Source organism: Streptomyces sp. NPDC002467 (assembly GCF_042889825.1).
GTDB lineage: Bacteria > Actinomycetota > Actinomycetes > Streptomycetales > Streptomycetaceae > Streptomyces.
The window spans coordinates 264,294-287,557 of record NZ_JBIARJ010000009.1; the positions used below are offsets into that span (position 1 = coordinate 264,294).

Genomic DNA, 23,264 nt, shown 5'->3' on the forward strand with positions numbered 1-23,264 from the left:
TCAGGCAGGCGTCGCCGGCGTCGGGTAGTGATCGGCGACCACCCTGGCCATCGCCCCATTGGGGTCCGCGGCCACGTTCTTGGCGGAGAACCAGACGTGGCCGCGGACCTGCGGGTACTTCCTCGCGAACGTCACGTGCCGGGACATCTCACGCGGATCGCGCCAGGCCGCGGTGGAGCTGTCGGCGTTGCACTGGTAGAGCGCCTCCCCCACGTACAGCCGTACGTTCGTGCCCGCCACGGTGCGCGCCCACCAGGGGACGAGGGCCTGGTAGTCGGCGGTCGGGTGCCCGATGTACCAGTACGCCTGGGGCACGACGTAGTCGATCCAGCCCTCCTTGACCCACTTGCGGGTGTCCGCGTACAGGTCGTCGTACGTCGCCACGCCGGCCCGCGTCGGTGACCCGAGCGGGTCGGTGTCGGAGTTGCGCCACACCCCGAACGGGCTGATGCCGAACCGGACCGCGGGCCGCAGCGTGCGCAGTCGCGCGGACATCTCGCGGACCAGGGCGTCGGTGTTGGAGCGGCGCCAGGCGGCTCGGGATTCGAAGTCGCCGCCGTGCTCCTCGTAGGCCTCGTCGTCGTCGAAGTACTCCCCCTCCACCGGGTAGGGGTAGAAGTAGTCGTCCCAGTGCACCCCGTCGACCGGGTACCGGGTGACGGCGTCGAGCATGGCGTCCTGCACGAAGCGCCGCACCTCGGGCATGCCGGGGTTGTACAAGAGCTTCCCGCCGTACTCGACGGTCCAGTCGGGGTTGCGCCGGGCCGGGTGGCCTTCCGCCAGCAGGTCGAGGTCGGTGTGGTTGGCCACGCGGTACGGGTTGAACCAGGCGTGCAACTGCAGCCCGCGGGCGTGCGCCTCGGTGACGGCCGTGCCCAGCGGGTCCCAGCCCGGGTCCTCCCCCTGCCGCCCGGTCAGCCACTGCGACCAGGGTTCCAGCCGCGAGGGCCACAGCGCGTCGGCCGCCGGCCGCACCTGGAGGATCACCGCGTTGAGCCGCCGCTTGACGGCCGTGTCGAGCAGGGAGATCAGCTCGGCCCGCTGCCGGGAGGCGGAGAGCCCGGCCCGGGATGGCCAATCCACGTTCGAGACGGTGGCGATCCACATCCCCCGGAACTCGGCGGGGGTCGCCCGGGCCAGGATCCCGCCGGGCGGCGGCGCCGATGTCCTCGGGGCGGCCGCGGCGCCCGGCCCGGCCGTGGCCGCCGCGATCACCCCCGCCGCTCCCGCCAGCAGTTCCCGTCGACCGATGCGCGCCATGTGACTGCTCCGTTTCACCGAGTGACATTGGACGGTGTGACCCAGCATGCCCGCCCCGGCCCGCCGCCCGGCGCAAGGTCGGGAGTAACGTCGGGGGGCGTGGCGGGCGCCGGAATCGTACGGGGGACCCGCCGACGGATGAGCAGCGAAAGGCACGAAGTGACTGACCTCCCTTCCGACATCACACGGGTCGGCGTAGTGGGCTGTGGCCAGATGGGCGCGGGTATCGCGGAGGTGTGCGCCCGCAGCGGCCTTGAGGTCAAGGTCGCCGAGACCACGGGCGAGGCCCTGGAGATCGGACGTACCCGGCTGTACAACTCGCTGACCAAGGCCGCCGAACGCGGCAAGATCACGGAGGAGGAGCGGGACGCCACCCTGGCCCGCCTCACCTTCACCACCGACCTCGGCGAGTTCGCCGACCGCGACCTCGTCATCGAGGCCGTCGTGGAGAACGAGCAGGTCAAGACGGAGATCTTCCAGATCCTCGACCAGGTGATCACCCGCCCGGACGCGATCCTGGCCTCCAACACCTCCTCGATCCCGCTGGTCAAGCTGGCCGTCGCCACCTCGCGGCCCGACCAGGTCATCGGCATCCACTTCTTCAACCCGGCCCCGGTGCAGAAGCTCGTCGAGCTGATCCCCGCGCTGACCACGGGCGACGAGACGATCAAGCGCGCCGAGGCCCTGGTGCGGGACGTGCTGGGCAAGCACGCCGTCCGCGCCCAGGACCGTTCCGGTTTCGTGGTCAACGCGCTCCTCGTCCCGTACCTGCTGTCGGCGATCCGGATGTTCGAGTCCGGCATCGCGAGCCGCGAGGACATCGACAACGGCATGGAGCTCGGCTGCGCCCACCCGATGGGCCCGCTGAAGCTGTCGGACCTGATCGGCCTGGACACCATCGCCTCCATCGCCGACTCCATGTACGCCGAGTACAAGGAGCCGCTGTACGCCGCTCCCCCGCTGCTCCAGCGGATGGTCGACGCGGGCCGCCTGGGCCGCAAGACGGGCTCCGGTTTCTACCCGTACGGCTGATCCCGGCGGACCCCTAGGGCCGGCCGCCCAACCTGAGGTGGTGCAGGAGCAGCAGCCCGGCCGCCATGTTGGCGGCCGGGATCTCACCGCGCGCGATCATGTCCGGCACCAGCTTGAGCGGGACCCACTCGCGCCGTGAGGACTCGAAGTCGTCCTCGGGAGGGCCGACGTACGTGGCCCCGTCCGCCCAGTACAGGTGGTGGCGGGCGTCGGTCAGCCCGTTGGACGGTTCCACGGTCATCAGGTGGTGGAGCGGGCCGGGCCGCCAGCCCGACTCCTCCTCCATCTCGCGGGCCGCCGCCGATTCGACGCACTCCCCGTCCTCGACCACCCCGGCGGGCAGCTCCCACCCCCAGCTGTCGGTGATGAAGCGGTGGCGCCACAGCAGCAGCACCTCGTTCGCCTCGTTGACGGCCGTCGCGACGGCCACCGGGCGCAGCCGGATGACGAAGTGGTCCAGGTGCCGGCCGTCGGGGAGTTCCACGTCCGCGAGGTTCACGTCGAACCAGCGGTTCTTGTACACGGTCTGCTCACTCAGGTTCGTCCACTGCACGGTCCTGCCGCCTTCCGTTCGGAACTGGTGGCAACATGGCAGCAGTTCGCGCCGTCACAGGGGAACGCGCAGCGCCCCGTCGATGAGCTCCGCGGTCTCCTCCGCACCGGAACAACCGCTGGTCAGCAGCTGTTCGCGGACCGCCCGCAACCGGTCCCGCAGGCGCAGCGACTCCATCCCCCTGGCCCGGTGGGCCATTTCGGCCGCCGCCGCCACCGCCCGGTCGGCCTCGCCCTGCCGCAACTGGATCTCGCACAGCATCGCCAGCCGGTGCACCCGCCCCCGGTCGTGGGCGGGGGTGCCGACGGCCGCGGTGGCCTGCTCGTGGGCCGCGGACAGGTCCCCGAGGCTCAGCAGCGCCTCGGCCACCTGCACGTTGACCAGGCCGGGCTGTACGTAGCCCGTCTCGTCCGGCTCGCTGCCCGGCCGGATCCGCTCGGCGGCGGCCTCGGCGCTGCGGATGCACTCCAAAGCCGCCGCCGTGTCCCCGAGTTGGGCGTACGCCTTGGCCTGCATCGCGTAGAGGTCGGAGGCCAGGGCCGGGGTGGTGTGCCGGCCGGCGGCGCGCAGTGCGGCCTCGGCGAAGGCGACGGCCTGGCGGTACTCGCGCAGGTGCAGGCACTGGTTGACGATCAGCGCGATCACGTACGCCCCGAGTCCCCGGTCCCCGCTCGCCTTCGCCAGCCGCAGCGCCTGGTGGAAGTAGCGCTGGGCGAGCCCGTGCGCGTCCGAGTCGTACGCGCAGATCCCCGCCACCGCCACGAGGGAGCCGGTGGCCCGGTGGAGCCGGCGGCCGAGGTCGTCGGAATAGCTGCCGCGCAGCATCGGCGCGGTCTCGGTGCCGAGGAAGCGCACGATCCGGTCCCGGGTGGCCACCCCGCCGGCCCGGCGGTACATCAACTCGTAGTGCGCGCGGGCCGCCTTGAGGATCTCGATGTGCTCGGGCCCGATCCGGTCGGGACCGTCCCGCGACACGTCGGCGTCCTCGGGCGGGTTCTCCCACTCCCACACCGGGATGACCGCGGGGGTCCCGGTGACGGCCTCCGCGGTGAGCAGGTGCGGCCGCGCCTGCCCGTCCGACCGCCACAGGGCTGCCGCCCGGTCCACGAACCCGCTCAGCGGCGAGGCCCCCGGCGGGGCGGCCTGGCCGGGCACCCCGAGCCCGATGTCGTCCAGCCCCACGGGTCTGCGCAGCCGGCCGCCGAGCACCTCGCAGATCAGGTCGGGGACCTGGCCGCGGGGGCGCTGGCCCTTCAACCACCGGGTGACGGCGGTGTGTTCGTAGCGCAGGGCGAGACCGCGGGTACGGCCCGCCTGGTTCACGTACGCGGCGAGTCCGGCATGGGACATGCCCGCCTCCGAGAGGAGGGCGTCGAGCAGGACATTGGGCTGCATGGGCCGCTCCCGGGGCTCGTCGCTCCCAGGCTAGTGGGTGCGGGGTTCACACGGGGTGTGAACCAAGTACGCGCATAAATGCGATACGCACTCTGCCGCACGGGCCGCGCGGAGCGCTTCACTTAAGGGCCTCGCCAAAGAGGCAGCCCGGGTCGTCGGCTCCCCCTCGTACAGTGCGACGACCCGTCACAGCGCCGCCCGTCCTGCTGTCTGCCCGACACTCCACGGCAGGCGGGCGGCGCCGTCCGGCTCCGCCGGGTCCTGGTTGGTCGCCGGGGCCCGGCCGAGCCGGACCTCCCGGGGCTCTGCCCCGTCTCCCGCACCCAGCGCCGGTGCGGCACCGCTCCTGGGGCTCCGCCCCAGACCCCGCGCCTCAAACGCCGGCGAGGCTGGGTGTTCCAGCCCCGCCGGCGTTTGAGGCGCGGGGGTTCGGGGGCGGAGCCCCCGACAGCGGCGCCGCGGAAGTGCACGGCGGTCACCGAAACGGGTGAGGGGCGTACCCGGAGAACCAGGTACGCCCCTCAGAGGAACTACGGCACTACGCGCCCCGGAGCACCGCCCCGGTCCGCTCGCCCGCGAGGGCAACGGCCGCGTCACGGGCCGCCGTGGACTCCTCCGCCGTCAGCGTGCGGTCCGCCGCGCGGAACCGCAGCGCGTACGCCAGGGACTTCTTGCCCTCGCCCACCTGCGCACCGGTGAACACGTCGAACAGCCGCAGCGACTCAAGCAGCTCGCCCGCGCCCTTGCGCAGCGCGGCCTCCACCGCCGACGCCGGGACCGACGCGTCCACGATCAGCGCGACGTCCTGGGTAGCCACCGGGAAGGAGGAGATCCGGGGCGCCCGCAGGGCCTCGCCGCCGGCCGCCGCGAGGCGGTCCAGGTCGAGCTCCATCGCGCAGGTACGGGCCGGCAGGCCCATGGCCTTGACCACGCGCGGGTGCAGTTCACCGGCGTGGCCGATGACCGTCTCCACCCCGTCCAGGGTGACGAGCAGCTCGGCGCACCGGCCCGGGTGCCACGGGCCGTACTGGCCCTGGCGGACCACCAGCTCGGCACCGGCCTCGACGGCCAGCGCACGCGCCGCCTGGACCGCGTCGGCCCAGTCGGCCGGACGGCCCTTGCCCCACCAGCCGGCCTGCTCGCGCGCGCCGGCCAGCACGACCGCGGCGTACCGCGGCTGCGCGGGCAGGGCCGCGTTCAGGGTGGCGATCTCCTCGTCCGTGGGACGCCGGTCGACGGGCAGCCGTACGGCCACCCCCGGCCGGTCGCCGGCCCGGAAGACGGAACCGGTCTCGAAGAGCGCGAGGTCGTGGCTGCCCCGGCTGTCGTTGCGGCGCAGCGCGCCGAGCAGACCCGGCAGCAGCGTGGTGCGCAGCGCCGGCTCCTCGTCGGAGATGGGGTTGACCAGCTTGACGACCTGGCGGCTCGCGTCGTGCGCGGGCAGCTGGAGCTGGTCGAAGACGCCCTCGCCGATGAACGGGTAGCTCAGCGCCTCGACGTAGCCCGCGCCGGCCAGCGCTCGGCCCACCCGGCGGTGCAGCTGCTGCCGGGCGGTCAGACCGCGGCCGGACGGCACCTGAGGGAGGGTCGACGGGAGGTTCCCGTAGCCCTCCAGCCGGATGACCTCTTCGGCGAGGTCGTTGGGCGCGGCGAGGTCGGGCCGCCACGACGGGACGGTGACGACGAGCTCGTCCTGGCCGTAGACGTCGCAGCCGATCTCCTGGAGGCGGCGCACGACGGTCTCGCGGCCGTAGTCCATGCCCGCGACCCGGTCCGGGTGGTCCGCGGCCATCGCGATGGTGCGCGGCGCACCCGGGGCGGTGACCGCGGTGACGCCCGCCTCGGCGGTGCCGCCCGCGAGCAGCACGAGCAGGTCGACGGTCCGCTGCGCGGCCGCGGCGGCGGCCTGCGGGTCGACGCCCCGCTCGAAGCGCTTGGACGCCTCGGAGGACAGCTTCAGACGGCGGGCGGTGCGCGAGATCGACACGGAGTCGAAGTGCGCGGCCTCGACGACGACCTCGGTGGTGCCGGTGACGGCGCCCGTCTCGGGGTCGGTGACGGAGTCGGCGATCTCGGTGTTGGCACCGCCCATGACACCGGCGAGACCGATCGGCCCGCTGTTGTCGGTGATCACCAGGTCCTCGGCGTCGAGCGTGCGCTTGACCCCGTCGAGGGTGGTGAACTTCTCGCCCTGCTCGGCGCGGCGGACACCGATGGCGCCGTCGATCCGCGAGCGGTCGTAGGCGTGCAGCGGCTGGCCGAGCTCCAGCATCACGTAGTTGGTGATGTCCACGGCGAGCGAGATCGGGCGCATGCCCGCCTTCTGCAGGCGGCGGGTCAGCCAGATCGGGGAGCGCGCGTCGGGGTCGAGACCGGTGACGGTGCGCGCGGTGAAGCGGTCGCAGCCGGACGGGTCGTCGATCTTCACCGGGTAGCCGTACGAGTTCGGCGCCGGGACGTCGAGCAGCGCCGGGTCGCGCAGCGGCAGTCCGTACGCGGTCGCCGCCTCGCGGGCGACACCTCGCATGGACATGCAGTAGCCGCGGTCCGGGGTGATGTCGATGTCGAGGACCTCGTCGACGAGCTGGAGCAGCTCGATGGCGTCGGTGCCGACCTCGTGCTCCGGCGGCAGCACGATGATCCCGTGCGTACCGTCGTCGCCCATGCCCAGCTCGTCGCCGGAGCAGATCATGCCGTGCGAGGTGCGGCCGTACGTCTTGCGCGAGGCGATCGCGAAGTCGCCGGGCAGCACGGCGCCGGGCAGGACCACGACGACCTTGTCGCCGACGGCGAAGTTCCGTGCGCCGCAGACGATCTCCTGCGGCTCACCGGTGCCGTTGGCGGAGCCGACGTCGACCGTGCAGAAGCGGATCGGCTTGCGGAACCCTTCGAGCTCCTCGATGGTCAGCACCTGACCGACGACGAGGGGGCCCTTGAGGCCGGCGCCGAGCTGCTCGACGGTCTCGACCTCGAGGCCGGCGTCGACGAGCTTGGCCGCCACGTCACGGCCGGTCTCGCCCGCGGGGAGGTCGACGTACTCCCGCAGCCAGGAAAGCGGGACGCGCATCAGATCTCACTCCCGAACGGCCGGGTGAAACGAACGTCACCCTCGACCATGTCTCGCATGTCTTCGACGTTGTGGCGGAACATCAGCATCCGCTCGATGCCGAACCCGAAGGCGAACCCGCTGTACTTCTCGGGGTCCACACCGCAGGCCACGAGCACCTTGGGGTTGACCATGCCGCAGCCGCCGAGCTCGATCCAGCCCTCGCTGGAGCAGGTACGGCACGGGCGGTCGGGGTTGCCCACCGACTCGCCGCGACACACGTAGCACTGCATGTCCATCTCGGCGGACGGCTCGGTGAAGGGGAAGAAGTGCGGGCGCAGGCGCGTGGTGGTGCCCTCGCCGAAGAGCTCCTGGACCATGTGGTCCATGGTGCCCTTGAGGTCCGCCATGGTCAGGCCCTCGTCCACGGCCAGCAACTCGACCTGGTGGAAGACGGGGGTGTGCGTCGCGTCGAGCTCGTCGGTGCGGTACACCCGGCCCGGGCAGACGATGTAGACGGGGGGCTTGCGCTCCAGCAGCGAGCGCGCCTGCACCGGAGAGGTGTGGGTGCGCAGCACGACACCGGACTCGTCGCCCTCGGTGCCCTCGGGGCCCTGGACGAAGAAGGTGTCCTGCATCTGGCGTGCCGGGTGGTCGGGCGTGAAGTTGAGGGCGTCGAAGTTGAACCACTCCGCCTCGACCTCGGGGCCCTCGGCGACCTCGTACCCCATGCCCACGAAGATGTCCGCGATGCGGTCCATCAGCGTGGTCAGGGGGTGGCGGGCGCCGGCGGGGACGCGGTCGTAAGGCAGCGTGACGTCCACGGCCTCCTCGACCAGCACCCGCTCGTCGCGCTCGGCCTCCAGTTGGACCGTGCGGGCCCCGAAGGCCTTGTTCACGGCGCCGCGGGCCTGGCCCATGCGCTTGCCCACCTCGGCCTTGGCCTGGGGCGGCAGGGCGCCGATCTCGCGGTTGGCGAGCGCCAGGGGCGAGCGGTCGCCCATGTGCGCGGTCTTCGCCTCACGCAGCGCGTCGAGGTCGCCGGCGGACGCGAAGGCGGCGAGCGCCTCGTCCCGCATGCGCTCGATCTCTTCCGGTTTCAGTGCCTCGACCTCGACAGGGTCGTACGACTTGTTCGGTGCCGACATCTCTTCCCGTACTTCCGATGGCTGGCTGGTGGTCCCGCGCGCGACTCGAGAAGTTCGTCACCGGGACACAAAGGTGCCAAAGGACGAGTCTAAAGGCCGCCGGGGGTGAAGGAGCCCGTGGGCCGCCCGGCAAGACTCTCCGCAGGGTTACTGCGTGAGGTAGGCCGGGGCGCTCACGGGCAGGATAAATCGGAACTCGGCGCCGCCGCCGGGGCCGCGGCCGACCGTGATGGTGCCGCCGTGTGCCTCCACGATGCCCTTGACGATGTAAAGGCCCAGGCCGGTGCCGCCGCGCTTGCTCCCCCGCCAGAAACGGGTGAAGACGCGGCTCATCGACTCCTCGGGGATCCCGGGGCCTTCGTCGGTCACGGTGACGGCGGTTCCCTTCTCATGCGGCATTACGTCGATGGTGACCGTTCCCTCTCCGTGCCGCACCGCATTTTCCAGCAGGTTGCCCAGGATCTGGTCGATCTTGTCCGGGTCTGCCCACAGATCGGGCAGCGGACGGCTGACGCTGACGAGGAACCGCTCCGGTTCCTGTCCGTTGGCGGTCAACGCCTGCACGTGGCGGCCGACGGCGGTGGCGATGTCCACCGGCTGGCGGCGGACCTCCAGGCGGCCGGAGTCGATCCGGGAGATGTCGAGGAGCTCGGCGATCAGGCGGGTGACCCGGTTGGCGTCGGCGTCGACGGTCTCCAGCATCAGCCGCTTCTGGTCGTCGGTGAACCGCTCCCATTTGGCGAGGAGCGTCGCGGTGAAGCCCTTGACGGAGGTCAGCGGGGAGCGCAGCTCGTGGGCGACGGTGGCGATCAGCTCGGCGTGGCTGCGCTCGGTGCGACGGCGGGCCTCGGTGCCGCGCAGGGTGACGACGAGGCGGCGCAGCGGGCCCGTGGGGTGCGTACGGACGTAGCTGGCCGACACGAGCACCTCGCGGCCGCCGGGGAGCAGGAGGTTCCGTTCGGGCTGTCCGCGGCGGGTGGCGAGTCCCCCGTACGGGTCGGTCAGCGCCCACCAGCGGCGGCCTTCGAGGTCCTCCAGCGGGAGGACCCGGTCGATGCGGATTCCGAGGGCCTCGTGCGCCGCGATGTCGGTGATGCGGGCGGCCGCCCGGTTGAAGCAGATCACGCGGCCGGTGTCGTCGGCGACGACCAGCCCGTCGGGCAGCTCGTCGGGGTCGACCCCGAAGCCGTGCCCTTCGTCGCCGCGCACGCCGTGGGAATCACGGGCGTCACCTGCGTCACCTGTTGCGAGGGTGTCAGGGGTGTCACCGGCTTCTTGGGCCGCACGGGCGGACCCACGACCGGACCCGGAGCCGGCGGCGGCCCGCGCCGGGACCCCGATGCGGGCGGCCGCGCCCGGGAGGGGCCCGGCCGGCGGCTGCGCGCGGTCGCGGGCGCGTCCGGCCGCCTGCGGGGGTACTCCGCGCAGCCCGTCGGCCGCGGCCGGGGCTTCGGAGGCGCCCCGGAAACGCTCCGCGGCCGCGTCCGCGGCCCCCGCGGCCCCCGTGGCTCCCGGTGAGCTGTTCGTACCGACGGTCATGTCCCCGTACCCCACATCTCCGAGTGGCACAGTGGGCCCCCGGGCCGCCACAGTACTAGCTGGGGGTCACGGAGCGGCACCCTCCGGGCGCCCGCTGTGCACGCGCGGACGCGTAGAGGCACACGGCGGCGGCCGTCGCGAGGTTGAGGCTCTCGGCCTTGCCGTGGATGGGGACCCGTACGACGGCGTCCGCGAGCGCCCGCGTCTCCTCGGGCAGGCCCCACGCCTCGTTGCCGAAGACCCAGGCGGAGGGGGTGCCCATGGTGCCGGCGTCCAGCTCGGCGTCCAGGTCGTCCTCGCCGGCCCCGTCGGCCGCGAGGATCCGTACGCCCGCCGCGCGCAGCCCCTCGACGGCCTGCTCCACGGGGACGCCGACCGCCACCGGCAGGTGGAAGAGGGAGCCCACGGAGGCCCGTACGGACTTGGGGTTGTACAGGTCCACGGAGGCGTCGGTCAGGACGACGGCGTCGGCGCCGGCGGCGTCGGCGCAGCGCAGCACCGTGCCGGCGTTGCCGGGGTCGCGGACGTGCGCGAGGACGGCGACCAGCTTGGGCCGGGCCTTGAGGATCTCCTCGAACGGCGAGTCGAGGAAGTGGCAGACACCGACGAGGCCCTGTGGGGTGACGGTCTGGGAGACCTCGGCGAGCACCTCGTCGGAGGCGTGGTGCACGCGCGCGCCGGCCTTCCGGGCGGCTTCGACGATGTCCGCGTAGCGCTCGGCCGCCTCGACGGTGGCGAACAGCTCGATCAGGGTCGACGCGCCCTCGGCTCCGCGGTGCTCGACGGCCTCGCGGACCGCCTGGGGGCCCTCGGCGATGAACCGGCGCTCCTTGGTGCGGAAGTTGCGCCGCGCCAGGCGCCTGGCGGCGGCCACCCGCGGGGATCGGGGGGAGATCAGCTCGTCGGGGTGACCCATGTGTCTGCGGTTCTCTTTCGGTGTTCCGTGGCGGTGTGATGCCTGCAAAGCACACGGACCCGCAGGCGAATGCCTGCGGGTCCGTGGGGGCCGGCCGCGTGGAGCGGGCCGGCTAGCCCTTAGGCAGCAACCTTGGGGGCGTTGACGTCGGCCGGGAGGGCCTTCTGCGCGACCTCGACCAGCGCGGCGAACGCGTTGGCGTCGTTGACGGCGAGCTCGGCGAGGATCTTGCGGTCCACCTCGATGTTCGCGGCCTTCAGACCCTGGATGAGGCGGTTGTACGTCATGCCGTTCTGGCGGGCAGCGGCGTTGATGCGCTGGATCCACAGCTGACGGAAGTCGCCCTTGCGCTTCTTGCGGTCGTTGAAGTTGTAGACCAGCGAGTGGGTGACCTGCTCCTTGGCCTTGCGGTACAGGCGCGAACGCTGACCGCGGTAGCCGGAGGCCGCCTCGAGGATCGCCCGGCGCTTCTTGTGGGCGTTGACTGCCCGCTTGACGCGTGCCACTTTTTACTCCTTGTAGCGGGGCCGTGGGTGTCTTCACACGACCCGGAAATTCGATGGGGTCCCGGTCTCGACGTTCATCCGCTCCCGGTGCGGGAGCGGAGACGTCAGATGCCGAGAAGCTTCTTGATCTTCGCGGCGTCGCCGGGAGCCATCTCCGCGTTGCCGGTCAGGCGGCGGGTGACACGGGACGACTTGTGCTCGAGCAGGTGGCGCTTGCCGGCGCGCTCACGGAGCACCTTGCCGGAGCCGGTGACCTTGAAGCGCTTCTTGGTACCGCTGTGAGTCTTGTTCTTCGGCATGGCGCCGTTATCTCCTCGTCGGTGGCGCTCCCTCGCCGGCCCGATGGGACCGGCGAGCGGGAGCGTCATGTTGTGTCGGGTGATTTCGAGACAGGCTGCCTCGGAATCAGGCCTCGGCGTTCGCCCCGTCGGCGGGCGCCTCGGTGACCTCGGATCCCTCGGTGGCGGTCGCCTCGACCGGAGCGGTCTCCTCGGAAGGAGCCTCCTCGTCGGTGGCGACGACACCCTGGCGCTCCGCCTTGCGGGCGGCCTGCGCCTCGCGGGCTTCGGCCATGGCCTCGGTCTTCTTCTTGTGCGGACCGAGGACCATGATCATGTTTCGGCCGTCCTGCTTCGGGTTCGACTCGATGAAGCCGAGCTCCTCGACGTCCGAAGCGAGACGCTGCAGCAGTCGGTAGCCGAGTTCCGGCCGGGACTGCTCGCGACCACGGAACATGATCGTGATCTTGACCTTGTCGCCCTGCTTGAGGAACCGAACGACGTGACCCTTCTTGGTGTCATAGTCGTGCGGGTCGATCTTCGGCCGGAGCTTCATTTCCTTGATGACCGTGTGCGCCTGGTTCTTGCGCGCCTCACGGGCCTTCATGGCCGACTCGTACTTGAACTTGCCGTAGTCCATGAGCTTGCAGACCGGCGGGCGTGCGGAGGCCGCTACCTCGACCAGGTCGAGGTCGTACTCCTGCGCGAGCTCAAGCGCCTTGGCAAGCGGCACGATGCCGACCTGCTCACCGCTGGGACCGACGAGTCGAACCTCGGGAACGCGAATCCGGTCGTTGATGCGGGGCTCGGTGCTGATGGATCCTCCTCGGTAGCACCACACGACTGCCTGGCAGGCAGCCGCTGACGTGTATTTCCGTCAGACCGACCGAGCGGGAGAATCAAAAAAGCCCCGCCGGGCACAGGCGGGGGCTCCAAAGCAACCGGAGCACCATCGCGTGCGAACCGCGGGGCGCAGTATCGGGCAGCTTTCCATCGTCCGTACGGAACGATGGATGCCGCCTGACCGGTGACCTGCCTCCCCGGAGGGTGGTCAGGTGGGAGAATCGGAGCCTCCACTTGTGGGCCGGGCACGCAGGTGTCCGGCCGGTCGAAGTACATACTAGCACCGTGCCTGGCAACCCGCTCCACGGCCTATCGTGGTGCGCATGACTGACGCGACGCCTTCCGCTTCCACTCCCGATTACGACGACATGACCCGCGACATCGCGGAGGTTCCGGCCGTCGAGGTCATCACCACGGTGGCCGTGCACCTGCTGAGCGCCGCGGCGGTCAACCTGGGCCTGGACAAGCCGGACTCCGAGCACAAGGACCTCGACGAGGCCCGCAAGCTGATCAACGCCCTGGCCGGTCTGGTGACCGCCAGCGCCACCGAGATCAGCTCCTTCCACGCCGCCCCGCTGCGCGACGGCCTCAAGTCGCTCCAGCTCGCCTTCCGCGAGGCCTCGATCGTCCCGGACGAGCCGGGTCAGGGTCCGGGCGAGAAGTTCACCGGCCCCGTCTACGCCTGATCCCCGCACTCCCCCGCGTACGAAGGGGCCGGGCCCGCCGGAACGTTCCGGCGGGCCCGGCCCCTTTTCGTCGTCCGTCCCCGGGTCAGCGGCTGAAGAGCGGCTGTCCCGGCGGGACCGGCCCGTCGGCCGGCAGCAGCGCCAGGTCCAGCCCGCGCACCAGTCGGGCGCGCAGCGTCTCGTCCGCCGCCAGCGCCCGCGCGACCCGGCCCGCGGCGGCGGGGGCCTCGGCGCCCGCCGCCAGGACCACGGCGAGGGTTCCGTCGGCGTCGGCGCCGCCCCGGCCCAGGTGGGCCCGGACCACGGCCGGCTCCGCCGCCACGGCGGCCCGTACGGCCTCCCGGACGGCGGGATCGGCCAGCGGGTCCGCGTCGGTGCGGCCTTCGGCGAGCGCGAGCAGCGCGGCGCCGGTCAGCTGGTAGGTGACCGGGCCGGCCAGGTCGAGCACCACGGTGTCGGCCTTCTCGTGCGCGGCGGCCGCCAGGGCCTGGTGCAGCGGGACGGCCACCGGGCGGGCGGCCGGGTCCCACAGCGCCAGCGAGGCGATCGAGGTGAAGGCGGGCAGCGCCCGCCGGTCGCCCGCCCGCAGCGTGGGGACGGCCATGTCGCTGGTCTTCTCGCGCTGGAGACCGGTCTCGGGGTCGGTCTCCACCTCGCCGAGCACGGCGACGACCGGGACCAGCAGCCGGGCGCCCTTCAGCGCCGCGAGCACCTCGGGCTCCTTGGCCCGGTCCTCGGACCAGGCGGCCAGGGCCGCGGTCAGCCGGGGGTCCGCGGAGCCGTCGTCGTCGGAGAAGCCCGGGTCGGGAATGTTCTTGTTCGCCACTTGTCCCACGTTCGCCTCGTTCGCCACGGTCGGTCCGACCCTACTGTGCGGAGAGCTCGTCCCGCCCCCGGGTGCCCCCGCGCGGGCGGCGGGCCAGTACGCAGGCCAGCGCGAGCAGCGCCGCGCCCAGGGCCGCCGCGGCCGGGGCGCCGAGCCGGGCCGCGCGCTCGGGCGGGCGGACCGGGTCGGGGCCGGCGCCGAAGTAGGTCCGCCCGGCCGGGACCGGGGTGGGCACCGGGGGCTGCGGGCGCATCGACTCCGCCTTCTGCAGGGCGGCGGCCGGGTCCACCATCCCGTGGCCGCGCGAGTCGTCGCGCCCGCCGGCCGGCGAGTCCGAGGCGGTCTCCTCCAGCAGCCGCTTGATCTGCGCCGGGGACAGTTCCGGGTGGGCGGCCCGGATCAGTGCCACGGCGCCGGAGACGAAGGCCGCCGCGGCACTGGTGCCCCAGCCCTCGTAGTAGGAACGGTCCGGGTCGGCGATGACCACGTCCACGCCGGGGGCGCTGACGGTCGCGTACCAGTTCCGGGTGGAGAACTTGGCCTTCCTGCCGCGCCGGTCGACGGCGGTCACCGCGATCACGCCCGGGTAGGCGGCCGGATAGGAGACGCGGTCGCCGCTCTCGCCGCCGTTGCCCGCCGAGGCGACGACGACCACGCCCTTGGAGAGCGCGTACTGGACGGCCTCGTCCTCGCCCGCCTCGTGGTGGGCGGAGTCGCTGTCGTCGCCGAGGGACAGGTTGATCACGTCGGCGCCGTGGTCGGCGGCCCAGCGGATCCCCTCGGCGAGGGCGCCGCCCTTGGACTCGCGGGCCTGGGCGCGGCCCGGGTCCCCCTCCTCCAGGATCACCCGGACCGGCAGGATCTTGGCCTGCGGGGCGACGCCGAGGACGCCCTGGCCCCGGTTGGGGCCGTGGCCGTGGCCGGCGATGATGCTCGCCATCGCGGTGCCGTGGCGGGCCCAGGCGCGGTCGCCCCGGCCGGCGCCCATGCCGACGAGGTCGGTGCCCTCCCGGACCTGGCCCGCGAGGTCGGGGTGGGAGTCGTCGACGCCGGTGTCGAGGACGGCGACGGTGACCCCGTCGCCGCGGGTGGTGCCCCAGGCCTCCTCGGCGCGCAGCGCCAGCAGGCCCCATTCGCGGTCCCGGATGGTGTCCGCTGCGGCGGTGGGCGCGCCGGCGCCGGTCGCGAGGAGGGTGGCGAGCGCGACGGCGACCGTACGGCCGGCCGCGCTCATCGGGTCTGCGCCGGGGTGGGCGGGCTGCTCATGGTGCGTACGGCGGCCGCGACGCGACCGGCGAGGCCGGTGGCCTCGTGGCCGAGGCCGGCCCGGGCGGCGGGGCTCGTGGCGTCCTTCTTCATCAGGTCCTCGGCGGGCAGGGGCGCTTCCAGGTGGCGGCCGTCGGCGAAGGCGGACACCGTGTAGAGCACGACGGGGGCGTCGGGGAGCACGGACGCGGTCCAGGCGGCGCGTTGTGCGTCGGCGAAGCCGTAGGCGGGCGGGGCGGTGAACCGCCCCGTGAGCGCGGCCATCGCGGGGGCGTCGGCCGGGGTGAAGACCAGGCCGACGGTGATCAGGGAGCTGCCGGTGGCGTCGGTGTAGGTGGCGCGGAGCACACGGGTGCAGCCGGTGGCGGCCAGCAGGTGCTGCCACTCGGAGGAGAGCGCGACCGGACAGTCGGCGTCGGGGGCCAGAGCGGTACGGGTCCAGCTGCGGTCGGCGCCGCCGGGTCCGGCCGCGGGGCCGGCGAGGACGGGTGGCAGGAGGTCGTCCACGGGACTGGAGTGCCACAGCGAACGGGCCTTGCCGTAGGCGGCGTCGGCGGAGGGCGCGTGGTGCGTGGCGCGGTGCTCGGACCAGAAGGTGAGGCCGGCTCCGGCGAGGAGGCCGGTGCCGAGGGTCGCGCACACCGCCGCGGCCAGCACCCGTGCGGGGCTGCGGCGGGGCGGGGCGGGCGGGGGCCGGTCCGGGTCGGGCTCGGCCGTGACCGCGCTCCGCGGTGTCGTCGTGGTCATCCGGCGGCTCCGCCCCCCGTTCCGTACGGCTGCCTGCCCGCTACTTTACGGGGTGCGTACGCCGCCCCCGGTCCGCCGGAGGCGCCAAGACCCCTACCCACCGGTAGAGACCTCTGGCAAGCTGCCGCCATGTCTTCCGACCGGGCCCGGTACGACCGGGCGACCGCGCATCTCGACGCGCCGCTGGCCATCGTGGATCTCGACGCGTTCGACGCCAACGCCGACGACCTGGTTCGCCGGGCGGGCGGGAAGCCGGTGCGCGTGGCCAGCAAGTCCGTACGGTGCCGCGCGCTGCTGGAACGCGTGCTGGCGCGGCCCGGGTTCGCCGGGATCATGTCGTACACCCTGGCGGAGTCGATCTGGCTGGCCCGGGCGGGCTTCGAGGACGTGCTGCTCGCCTATCCGTCCGTGGACCGGGCCGGGTTCGGGGAGCTGGCCGGGGACGCCAAGCTGGCCGGCGCCGTGACGGTGATGGTGGACGATCCGGCGCAGCTGGAGCTCATCGACCGGGCTCGGGACGGCGGCTCCGAGGAGATCCGCGTCTGCCTCGAACTCGACACGGCGCTGCACCTGTTCGGCGGGCGGGTCCGGGTCGGGGCGCGGCGCTCGCCGCTGCGGGATCCCGCGCAACTGGCCGAGCTGGCGCGGGTGGTGGCCGAACGGCCCGGGTTCCGCGTGGTCGGGCTGATGGCGTACGAGGGCCACGTCGCCGGGGTCGGGGACTCGCTGGTCGGCCGGCCGGTGCGTTCGCGCGCGATCCGGCTGATGCAGGGCGCGGCCCGCAAGGAGCTGGCGGCGCGCCGGGCGGCGGTGGTGCGGGCCGTCCGGGCCGTGGTGCCGGACCTGGAGTTCGTCAACGGGGGCGGGACGGGCAGCGTCGCCGAGACGGCGGCTGAGGACGCGGTCACCGAGATCGCCGCCGGGTCTGGGCTGTACCTGCCGAGGCTGTTCGACAACTACACGACGTTCAGCGGGCGTCCGGCGGCACTGTTCGCGCAGCCGGTGGTCCGGCGGCCCGGGGTGGGCGTGGTGACCGTCCTCGGGGGCGGGTACCCGGCCTCGGGCGCGGCCGGAGCCGACCGCTCGCCGGTGCCGTACCTGCCGCAGGGGCTGCGCTACGACCCCCAGGAGGGCGCCGGGGAGGTCCAGACCCCGCTGCTCGGCAGCCCGGCCGACGACCTGCTGATCGGCGACCGGGTCTGGTTCCGGCACGCGAAGGCCGGCGAGCTGTGCGAGCGGTTCGACACCCTGCACTTCGTCGAGGGCGACCGGGTGACGGGCAGCGCGCCGACGTACCGGGGCGAGGGGAAGACCTTCCTGTAGGCGGGCCGGGGCGACCGGTCGACCGGTCGCCCCGTCAGTAGACGGAGTCCGTCTGGTCCGGGACGACGCTCGCGTCGGGGCGCAGGACCGGGCCCTTGGTGCCGTCGTGGTCGACGTAGCCGGTCGTCGCGCACGGGTAGGGCGCGGTCTTCTGCTTCTTGGGTTCGATGAACATGGGGTTGACGATCCAGCGGCCGTCGCCGTTCTCGTAGGCGCGGCACATGAGCTCGTTCTTGTTGCGGTTGAGGACGAGGCGCAGGGCGGTCGCGTCGCGCAGGAACGAGACGTCGGTGTCGGAGTCGCCGGCGGCGAACACCTGGCGGCGGGCGGGCGGCTGGACCTTCTCGGCGGCCGCGCCGCGCACGCCGAAGATCTCCTCGTTGATCCAGCAGCGCTTGCCGTCGATGTACGTGATCATCGTGTCGGCGCCGTCCGGGACGGATCCGCAGCCCTGGAGGCGGGAGGTGAGCTTCCCGCCTCGGGTGGTGGTGTTGCGGATGCCGATGACGTGGTCCGCGTCGATGCCCACGCCCTTGGCCCAGACCTCGACGACCGGCTGCGGGGAGGCCGAGCTGATCCAGACGTCGAAGCCGGCCCTGCGCAGGGTGTTGATCAGGTCCTTCTGCTGGTCGTAGTAGCGGACCCAGCCGGTGGCGGTGCCCGTGCCGACCTGCTGGGTGGCGCCGATGGGGGCCGCGAGGTTCTCGGTGCGGGCGGCGGCGGCGAAGCCGCGTACGTCGCGGGCCGTCCATCCCTGCGTCAGCTGGGCCAGCCAGGAGTACGAGGGCTCGGTGGTGCGACGGTCCCAGCCCGCGAAGGCGGCGGCGCCGGTGCGGGTCGCGGCGGTGCCGTAGACGGCGTTCATCTCGTCGGCGCAGCCCGCCCCCTCCGGGGTCCCGGTGGGCAGCGGCTCTCCGGGGCGGGCGAGGGAGCCGCAGGCCTCGGCGAGGGCGGTGGCGGCCGCGGGGGTCAGGAAGCGACTGGTGGCGGACCAGTCGGCCGGGCGGCGGATCTTCCCGTTGCGCAGGAGCCAGTACATGGTCGCGTCGCCGACGTCGTTCTTGACGACGGTGTTGTCCCAGTCGAAGACGGCCACCGGCTTGTGCCGTCCTGCGCCGCAGTCGCCGTAGCGGTCGACGAGTTGTTGGAGGCGGGCCTGGTTGTCCCCGTACCAGCCGGGTCCGACGACCGCCCGTCGGCAGGAGCTCTGGTCCGCCCGGGCCGGCGCGGCCAGGAGGAGTCCGGCGCCGGTGGCCGCGACGAGGGCGAGGGTGGCGGTTCTGTTCCTGCGCATGCTGCTCCTCGGGGGGTGGGGATACGACACAGCCGGGCGCCTGGCGGGGCGCCCGGCTGGGGAGGGCCGGTGGGAGGGTGCGGTCTACAGCGGGGTGACGTACGCGCCGGAGATGCCGCCGTCGACGAGGAAGTCGGTGGCGTTGATGAAGGAGGAGTCGTCGCTGGCGAGGAAGGCGACGGCGGCGGCGATCTCGGTGGGTTCGGCGAAGCGGCCGAGCGGGATGTGCACGAGGCGGCGGGCCGCGCGCTCGGGGTCCTTGGCGAACAGTTCCTGGAGGAGCGGGGTGTTGACGGGCCCCGGGCACAGGGCGTTGACGCGGATGCCCTCGCGGGCGAACTGCACGCCGAGCTCGCGCGACATGGCCAGGACGCCGCCCTTGGAGGCGGTGTAGGAGATCTGGGAGGTGGCGGCGCCCATGATGGCCACGAAGGAGGCGGTGTTGATGATGGAGCCGCGGCCCTGGCGCTGCATGTAGGGCAGGGCGGCCTTGCAGCAGAGGTAGACGGAGGTGAGGTTGACGTCCTGGACCCGCTTCCAGGCCTCCAGGCCGGTGGTGAGGATCGAGTCGTCGTCCGGGGGCGAGATGCCCGCGTTGTTGAAGGCGATGTCGACGGAGCCGTAGGTGTCGAAGGCGGTCTTGAAGAGGGCCTCGACCTCCTCGGGGTCGGTGACGTCGACCTTGACGAAGGTGCCGCCGACCTCTTCGGCCGCGGCCTTGCCGGCGGTCTCGTCGATGTCGCCGCAGACGACGTTGGCGCCCTCGGAGGCCAGGCGGCGGGCGGTGGCGAGGCCGATGCCGCTGCCGGCTCCGGTGATGACGGCGGTGCGGCCGACCAGACGGCGGCAGACGATCTCTTCGGTCGCTTCAGTGCTCATGTGCTTCAGGCCTCCGTGCTGATGAAGACGTTCTTGGTCTCGGTGAAAGCGGTGAGGGCGTCGGGTCCGAGCTCGCGGCCGAGTCCGGACTGCTTGTAGCCGCCGAAGGGGGTCCAATAGCGGACGCTGCTGTGGGAGTTGACGGACAGGTTGCCCGCGGCGACGGCGCGCGAGACGCGCAGGGCGCGGCCGATGTCGCGGGTCCAGAGGGAGCCGGAGAGGCCGTACTCGGTCGCGTTGGCCAGGTGTACGGCGTCCTCCTCGTCCTCGAAGGGCAGGACGACGGCCACCGGGCCGAAGACCTCCTCGGCGGCCACGGGCGCCGTGGGGGCGACGTCCGTGACGAGGGTCGGCGGGTACCAGAAGCCGGGGCCCTCGGGGGCCTTGCCGCGGATGGTGGTGAGGTCGCCGGTGACGTAGGAGCGGACGCGCTCCAGTTGGGCGCGGGAGATGAGCGGACCCATCTGGGTCTTCTCGTCGAGGGGGTCGCCGACGAGGACGGACTCGATGCCGGGGGCGAGGAGTTCCAGGAACCGGTCGTAGGCGGAGCGCTGTACGAGGATCCGGGTGCGGGCGCAGCAGTCCTGGCCGGTGTTGTCGAGGAAGGCCATCGGAGCGGCGGCGGCCGCGGCTTCCAGGTCGGCGTCGGCGAAGACGATGTTGGGGCTCTTGCCGCCGAGTTCGAGGGTGACGCGCTTCACCCGGTCGGCGCACTTGGCCATGATCTGCTTGCCGACGCGGGTGGAGCCGGTGAAGACGATCTTGGCGACGCCGGGGTGTTCGACGAGCGCGTCGCCCGCGACCGCTCCGCGGCCGGGGAGCACCTGGAAGAGGTGCTCGGGGATCCCGGCTTCGAGGGCGAGTTCGGCGAGGCGCAGCGCCGTGAGGGGGGTGGTCTCGGCGGGCTTGAGGATGACGGCGTTCCCCGCGGCGAGGGCGGGTGCCAGGGCCCAGGCGGCGATCGGCATGGGGAAGTTCCAGGGGGCGATCACCCCGATCACACCGAGGGGTTCGAGGAAGGTGACGTCGATGCCGCCGGCGACGGGGATCTGGCGACCGGAGAGGCGTTCCACTCCCCCGGCGGCGAAGTCGAGCAGGTCGCGTACGTTGCCGGCCTCCCAGCGGGCGTTGCCGATGGTGTGGCCGGCTTCGCGGACCTCCAGCAGGGCCAGTTCCTCGATGTTCGCGTCGACGACCGCGGCGAAGCGGCGCAGCAGCCGGGCTCGGTCCGCGGGGGCGGCCGCCGCCCAGGCGCGCTGGGCCGCGGCGGCCCGGGCGACGGCGGCGTCGACATCGTCCCGTGTGGCGGCCGGGACGATGGCGACGGTTTCCTCGGTGGCCGGATTCAAGACCTCTAGGTCGAGGGGGGCCAGCACATCGGACACGTGGTGCCTCACAGTTTCGGTTCGGTGGCGTGCGGTGGCGTGCTGCGGCTACAGGCGTTCGAAGGAGCGGCGCAGCTCCCAGTCGGTCACCGCGGAGTCGTAGGCGTCGAGTTCGACGCGGGCCATGTTGCGGTAGTGGGCGACCACTTCGGGGCCGAAGGCGGCCTTGGCGATCTCGCTGTTCTCCCAGAGCTCGGCGGCCTCGCGCAGGGTCGTGGGGACGTGCGCGTAGTCGGCGGTGTAGGCGTTGCCGGCGCACACCTCGGGGAGTTCCAGCCGGTTCTCGATGCCGTAGAGCCCGGCCGCGACCAGGCCGGCGACGGCGAGGTACGGGTTGACGTCGCCGCCGGGGAGGCGGTTCTCGAAGCGCATGGAGCGGCCGTGGCCGACCACGCGGAGCGCGCAGGTCCGGTTGTCGACCCCCCAGGCGACCGCGGTGGGCGCGAAGGATCCGGGCCGGAAACGCTTGTACGAATTGATGTTGGGGGCGTAGAGAAGGGAGAAGTCGCGCAGCGCGGCCAGCTGGCCGGCCAGGAAGTGCCGCATCACCGGTGACATTCCCCCCGGCCCGTCTCCGGCCATGGCGTTGCGTCCGTCGGTGTCGTTGAGCGAGAGGTGGATGTGGCAGGAGTTGCCCTCGCGCTCGTCGAACTTGGCCATGAAGGTGAGCGAGACGCCTTCCTGGGAGGCGATCTCCTTGGCCCCGGTCTTGTAGACGGAGTGCTGGTCGCAGGTGGTCAGCGCCTCGTCGTAGCGGAAGGCGATCTCGTGCTGGCCGAGGTTGCACTCGCCCTTCGCGGACTCGACGACCAGGCCCGCGGCCTGCATCTCGCCCCGGATGCGGCGCAGCAGGGGTTCGATGCGTCCGGTCCCGAGGACGGAGTAGTCGATGTTGTACTGGTTGGCGGGGGTCAGGCCGCGGTAGCCCGCGTCCCAGGCCTGCTCGTAGGTGTCCTTGAAGACCATGAACTCCAGCTCGGTGCCGACCATCGCCGTGTAGCCGAGGTCGGCGAGGCGCTCCAGCTGGCGGCGCAGGATCTGCCGGGGCGCGGCGACGACGGGCGAGCCGTCGTTCCAGGCGAGGTCGGCCAGGACGAAGGCGGAGCCCGGGTTCCAGGGGATGCGGCGCAGGGTGGCGAGGTCGGGGTGCATGGCGAAGTCGCCGTAGCCCCGGTCCCAGGAGGACATCTCGTAGCCGTCGACGGTGTTCATGTCGGTGTCGACGGCGAGCAGGTAGTTGCACCCCTCGGTGCCGTGCGCGAGGACCTCGTCGAGGAAGAACTGTGCGGCGAACCGCTTGCCCTGGAGCCGCCCCTGCATGTCGGGGAAGGCCAGGACGACTGTGTCGATCTCACCGCTGGCGACGAGGGCACGGAGCTCCTCCGGCGCGAGCGGCGGCTTGCGGTCTACCACTGGATTCTCTCCTTCGGTGAGCCGAGTGCGCCTAAGGTATTGAACAGAACCATTGCTTGGGAAGGGGAGGAGCCAAGATGACCGACACGGCGAGCGAAGGGGACGCCGCGCGGCGGCTGGATCCCGTGCTGCGACAGGTGCGGGCGGGCAACGGTTTCGAGGAGGCCCTGGAGCAGATCCTCCAGGTGGTCCGGCTCGGCCTGGTCTCCGGCGGCGAACGACTGCCGCCCGAGCGCGAGTTGGCGGAGCGGATGGGAATCAGCCGGGTCACGCTGCGCGAGGTCCTGAAGGTCCTCCAGGACCAGGGGCTCGTGGAGGCCCGGCGCGGCCGGTACGGCGGAACGTTTGTGCTGCCGCGCCCCGACACCCCCGCGGGCGGCGCCGAGGAGGAGCTGCGCCGGCGTGTCGCGGGCGTGGACATCGAGGACGTACTGCGCTTCCGGGAGGTCCTGGAGGTGGGGGCGGCCGGGCTGTGCGCCTCCCAGGGGCTGACCGAGGAGGCCACCGACCGGCTCCTCGGGGCGCTGGCCGCCACCCACGACGCCCCGCTCGCCGACTACCGCCGCCAGGACACCCTCTTCCACCTCACCCTGTGCGAACTGGCCGGCTCCGCGACCCTGACGGCCCAGTACGCGGCCGTCCGGGCCACGGTCAACGACCTGCTGGACTGCATCCCCCTGCTCGTGCGGAACCTGGAGCACTCCCAGCAGCAGCACACCGCGCTGGTGGAATCCGTGCTGGACCGGGATGCCGCCGGGGCGCGCGAGACCATGCGCGAGCACTGCTGCGGCACGGCCGCGCTGCTCCGCGGGTTCCTCGCGTGACCCGGTCGGAGAGGGCGCCGGAGAGGGCTTCGTAACTCCCGTTTAACGCAGAGGTCTTGCGCACTCCACTCTCCTACGGCAAAGGTACGCAGCAAAACCATTGCA

21 protein-coding genes are annotated in these 23,264 nt (G+C 72.6%); 4 read left to right on the forward strand and 17 right to left on the reverse strand.

The window, feature by feature from the left end:
- The gene (locus ACFYYJ_RS20880) at nucleotides 1–1,260 is read right to left on the reverse strand and encodes a glycoside hydrolase family 10 protein (RefSeq protein ID WP_389134333.1); all 1,260 of its coding nucleotides are present in this window, start codon (nucleotides 1,258–1,260) and stop codon (nucleotides 1–3) included.
- Between the two features lie 138 nt (nucleotides 1,261–1,398).
- On the opposite strand from ACFYYJ_RS20880, the gene ACFYYJ_RS20885 reads away from it, so the two are divergent.
- Entirely contained in the window at nucleotides 1,399–2,292 is an 894-nt protein-coding gene (locus ACFYYJ_RS20885) for a 3-hydroxybutyryl-CoA dehydrogenase (RefSeq protein ID WP_389134336.1), read from the forward strand.
- 13 nt (nucleotides 2,293–2,305) lie between these two features.
- Here ACFYYJ_RS20885 and ACFYYJ_RS20890 read toward each other — a convergent pair whose 3' ends face one another.
- The 9 genes from ACFYYJ_RS20890 to infC all read right to left on the reverse strand — a co-directional run bounded on the left by ACFYYJ_RS20890 (nucleotide 2,306) and on the right by infC (nucleotide 12,514).
- On the reverse strand, nucleotides 2,306–2,845 hold the full coding sequence (locus ACFYYJ_RS20890; protein WP_385128816.1) for an NUDIX hydrolase: 540 nt from the start codon (nucleotides 2,843–2,845) through the stop codon (nucleotides 2,306–2,308).
- A 54-nt stretch (nucleotides 2,846–2,899) separates the two neighbouring features.
- Nucleotides 2,900–4,240 (reverse strand): transcriptional regulator, encoded by a 1,341-nt coding sequence (locus ACFYYJ_RS20895; RefSeq protein WP_385363896.1) that lies wholly within the window; start codon nucleotides 4,238–4,240, stop codon nucleotides 2,900–2,902.
- Nucleotides 4,241–4,778: 538 nt separating this feature from the next.
- Nucleotides 4,779–7,307, reverse strand: coding sequence for a phenylalanine--tRNA ligase subunit beta (gene pheT, locus ACFYYJ_RS20900; RefSeq protein ID WP_385128814.1), 2,529 nt, complete (start codon nucleotides 7,305–7,307; stop codon nucleotides 4,779–4,781).
- Complete coding sequence (gene pheS, locus ACFYYJ_RS20905) at nucleotides 7,307–8,434, reverse strand: phenylalanine--tRNA ligase subunit alpha (RefSeq protein WP_385128813.1); 1,128 nt, start codon at nucleotides 8,432–8,434, stop codon at nucleotides 7,307–7,309. The genes pheT and pheS overlap by 1 nt, the downstream gene beginning before the upstream one ends.
- Before the next feature lie 147 nt (nucleotides 8,435–8,581).
- Nucleotides 8,582–9,973: an ATP-binding protein gene (locus ACFYYJ_RS20910; protein WP_389134340.1), complete on the reverse strand. Its 1,392-nt coding sequence runs from the start codon at nucleotides 9,971–9,973 to the stop codon at nucleotides 8,582–8,584.
- A 55-nt stretch (nucleotides 9,974–10,028) separates the two neighbouring features.
- Nucleotides 10,029–10,889, reverse strand: coding sequence for a TrmH family RNA methyltransferase (locus ACFYYJ_RS20915; protein ID WP_385128811.1), 861 nt, complete (start codon nucleotides 10,887–10,889; stop codon nucleotides 10,029–10,031).
- Nucleotides 10,890–11,008: 119 nt separating this feature from the next.
- The gene (rplT, locus tag ACFYYJ_RS20920) at nucleotides 11,009–11,395 is read right to left on the reverse strand and encodes a 50S ribosomal protein L20 (RefSeq protein ID WP_030157251.1); all 387 of its coding nucleotides are present in this window, start codon (nucleotides 11,393–11,395) and stop codon (nucleotides 11,009–11,011) included.
- A gap of 104 nt (nucleotides 11,396–11,499) precedes the next feature.
- Nucleotides 11,500–11,694 carry a 50S ribosomal protein L35 gene (rpmI, locus tag ACFYYJ_RS20925; protein WP_030012385.1) on the reverse strand — a complete coding sequence of 65 codons (195 nt, stop codon included), beginning with the start codon at nucleotides 11,692–11,694 and terminating at the stop codon, nucleotides 11,500–11,502.
- A gap of 106 nt (nucleotides 11,695–11,800) precedes the next feature.
- Nucleotides 11,801–12,514, reverse strand: a complete 714-nt coding sequence (infC, locus tag ACFYYJ_RS20930; RefSeq protein WP_389134344.1) for a translation initiation factor IF-3 — start codon at nucleotides 12,512–12,514, stop codon at nucleotides 11,801–11,803.
- Nucleotides 12,515–12,839: 325 nt separating this feature from the next.
- On the opposite strand from infC, the gene ACFYYJ_RS20935 reads away from it, so the two are divergent.
- Nucleotides 12,840–13,202: a DUF1844 domain-containing protein gene (locus ACFYYJ_RS20935; protein WP_376662463.1), complete on the forward strand. Its 363-nt coding sequence runs from the start codon at nucleotides 12,840–12,842 to the stop codon at nucleotides 13,200–13,202.
- A gap of 85 nt (nucleotides 13,203–13,287) precedes the next feature.
- On the opposite strand, the gene ACFYYJ_RS20940 is transcribed toward ACFYYJ_RS20935, so the two are convergent.
- Genes ACFYYJ_RS20940 through ACFYYJ_RS20950 form a run of 3 tightly spaced genes read right to left on the reverse strand, consistent with a single transcriptional unit; the run spans nucleotide 13,288 to nucleotide 16,041 of the window.
- Nucleotides 13,288–14,028 (reverse strand): SseB family protein, encoded by a 741-nt coding sequence (locus ACFYYJ_RS20940; protein ID WP_385128809.1) that lies wholly within the window; start codon nucleotides 14,026–14,028, stop codon nucleotides 13,288–13,290.
- 40 nt (nucleotides 14,029–14,068) lie between these two features.
- Nucleotides 14,069–15,262: a type VII secretion-associated serine protease mycosin gene (gene mycP, locus ACFYYJ_RS20945; protein WP_385365708.1), complete on the reverse strand. Its 1,194-nt coding sequence runs from the start codon at nucleotides 15,260–15,262 to the stop codon at nucleotides 14,069–14,071.
- Nucleotides 15,259–16,041: a hypothetical protein gene (locus ACFYYJ_RS20950; RefSeq protein ID WP_389134348.1), complete on the reverse strand. Its 783-nt coding sequence runs from the start codon at nucleotides 16,039–16,041 to the stop codon at nucleotides 15,259–15,261. Before ACFYYJ_RS20950 ends, mycP begins: the two co-directional genes overlap by 4 nt.
- 129 nt (nucleotides 16,042–16,170) lie before the next feature.
- On the opposite strand from ACFYYJ_RS20950, the gene ACFYYJ_RS20955 reads away from it, so the two are divergent.
- Complete coding sequence (locus ACFYYJ_RS20955) at nucleotides 16,171–17,364, forward strand: amino acid deaminase/aldolase (protein ID WP_389134351.1); 1,194 nt, start codon at nucleotides 16,171–16,173, stop codon at nucleotides 17,362–17,364.
- A gap of 34 nt (nucleotides 17,365–17,398) precedes the next feature.
- Here ACFYYJ_RS20955 and ACFYYJ_RS20960 read toward each other — a convergent pair whose 3' ends face one another.
- The 4 genes from ACFYYJ_RS20960 to ACFYYJ_RS20975 all read right to left on the reverse strand — a co-directional run bounded on the left by ACFYYJ_RS20960 (nucleotide 17,399) and on the right by ACFYYJ_RS20975 (nucleotide 22,335).
- A complete protein-coding gene (locus ACFYYJ_RS20960) occupies nucleotides 17,399–18,658 on the reverse strand; it encodes a haloacid dehalogenase-like hydrolase (protein WP_389134353.1) in 1,260 nt (419 codons plus the stop codon).
- An 84-nt stretch (nucleotides 18,659–18,742) separates the two neighbouring features.
- On the reverse strand, nucleotides 18,743–19,537 hold the full coding sequence (locus ACFYYJ_RS20965; protein WP_385128804.1) for a 3-oxoacyl-ACP reductase: 795 nt from the start codon (nucleotides 19,535–19,537) through the stop codon (nucleotides 18,743–18,745).
- Between the two features lie 5 nt (nucleotides 19,538–19,542).
- Complete coding sequence (locus ACFYYJ_RS20970; protein WP_385128803.1) at nucleotides 19,543–20,922, reverse strand: aldehyde dehydrogenase family protein; 1,380 nt, start codon at nucleotides 20,920–20,922, stop codon at nucleotides 19,543–19,545.
- 48 nt (nucleotides 20,923–20,970) lie between these two features.
- On the reverse strand, nucleotides 20,971–22,335 hold the full coding sequence (locus ACFYYJ_RS20975; protein ID WP_389134357.1) for a glutamine synthetase family protein: 1,365 nt from the start codon (nucleotides 22,333–22,335) through the stop codon (nucleotides 20,971–20,973).
- Between the two features lie 77 nt (nucleotides 22,336–22,412).
- Between ACFYYJ_RS20975 and ACFYYJ_RS20980 the strand changes: the two genes are divergently transcribed.
- The gene (locus tag ACFYYJ_RS20980; RefSeq protein ID WP_384582337.1) at nucleotides 22,413–23,159 is read left to right on the forward strand and encodes a FadR/GntR family transcriptional regulator; all 747 of its coding nucleotides are present in this window, start codon (nucleotides 22,413–22,415) and stop codon (nucleotides 23,157–23,159) included.
- The last annotated feature ends 105 nt before the right edge of the window (nucleotides 23,160–23,264 follow it).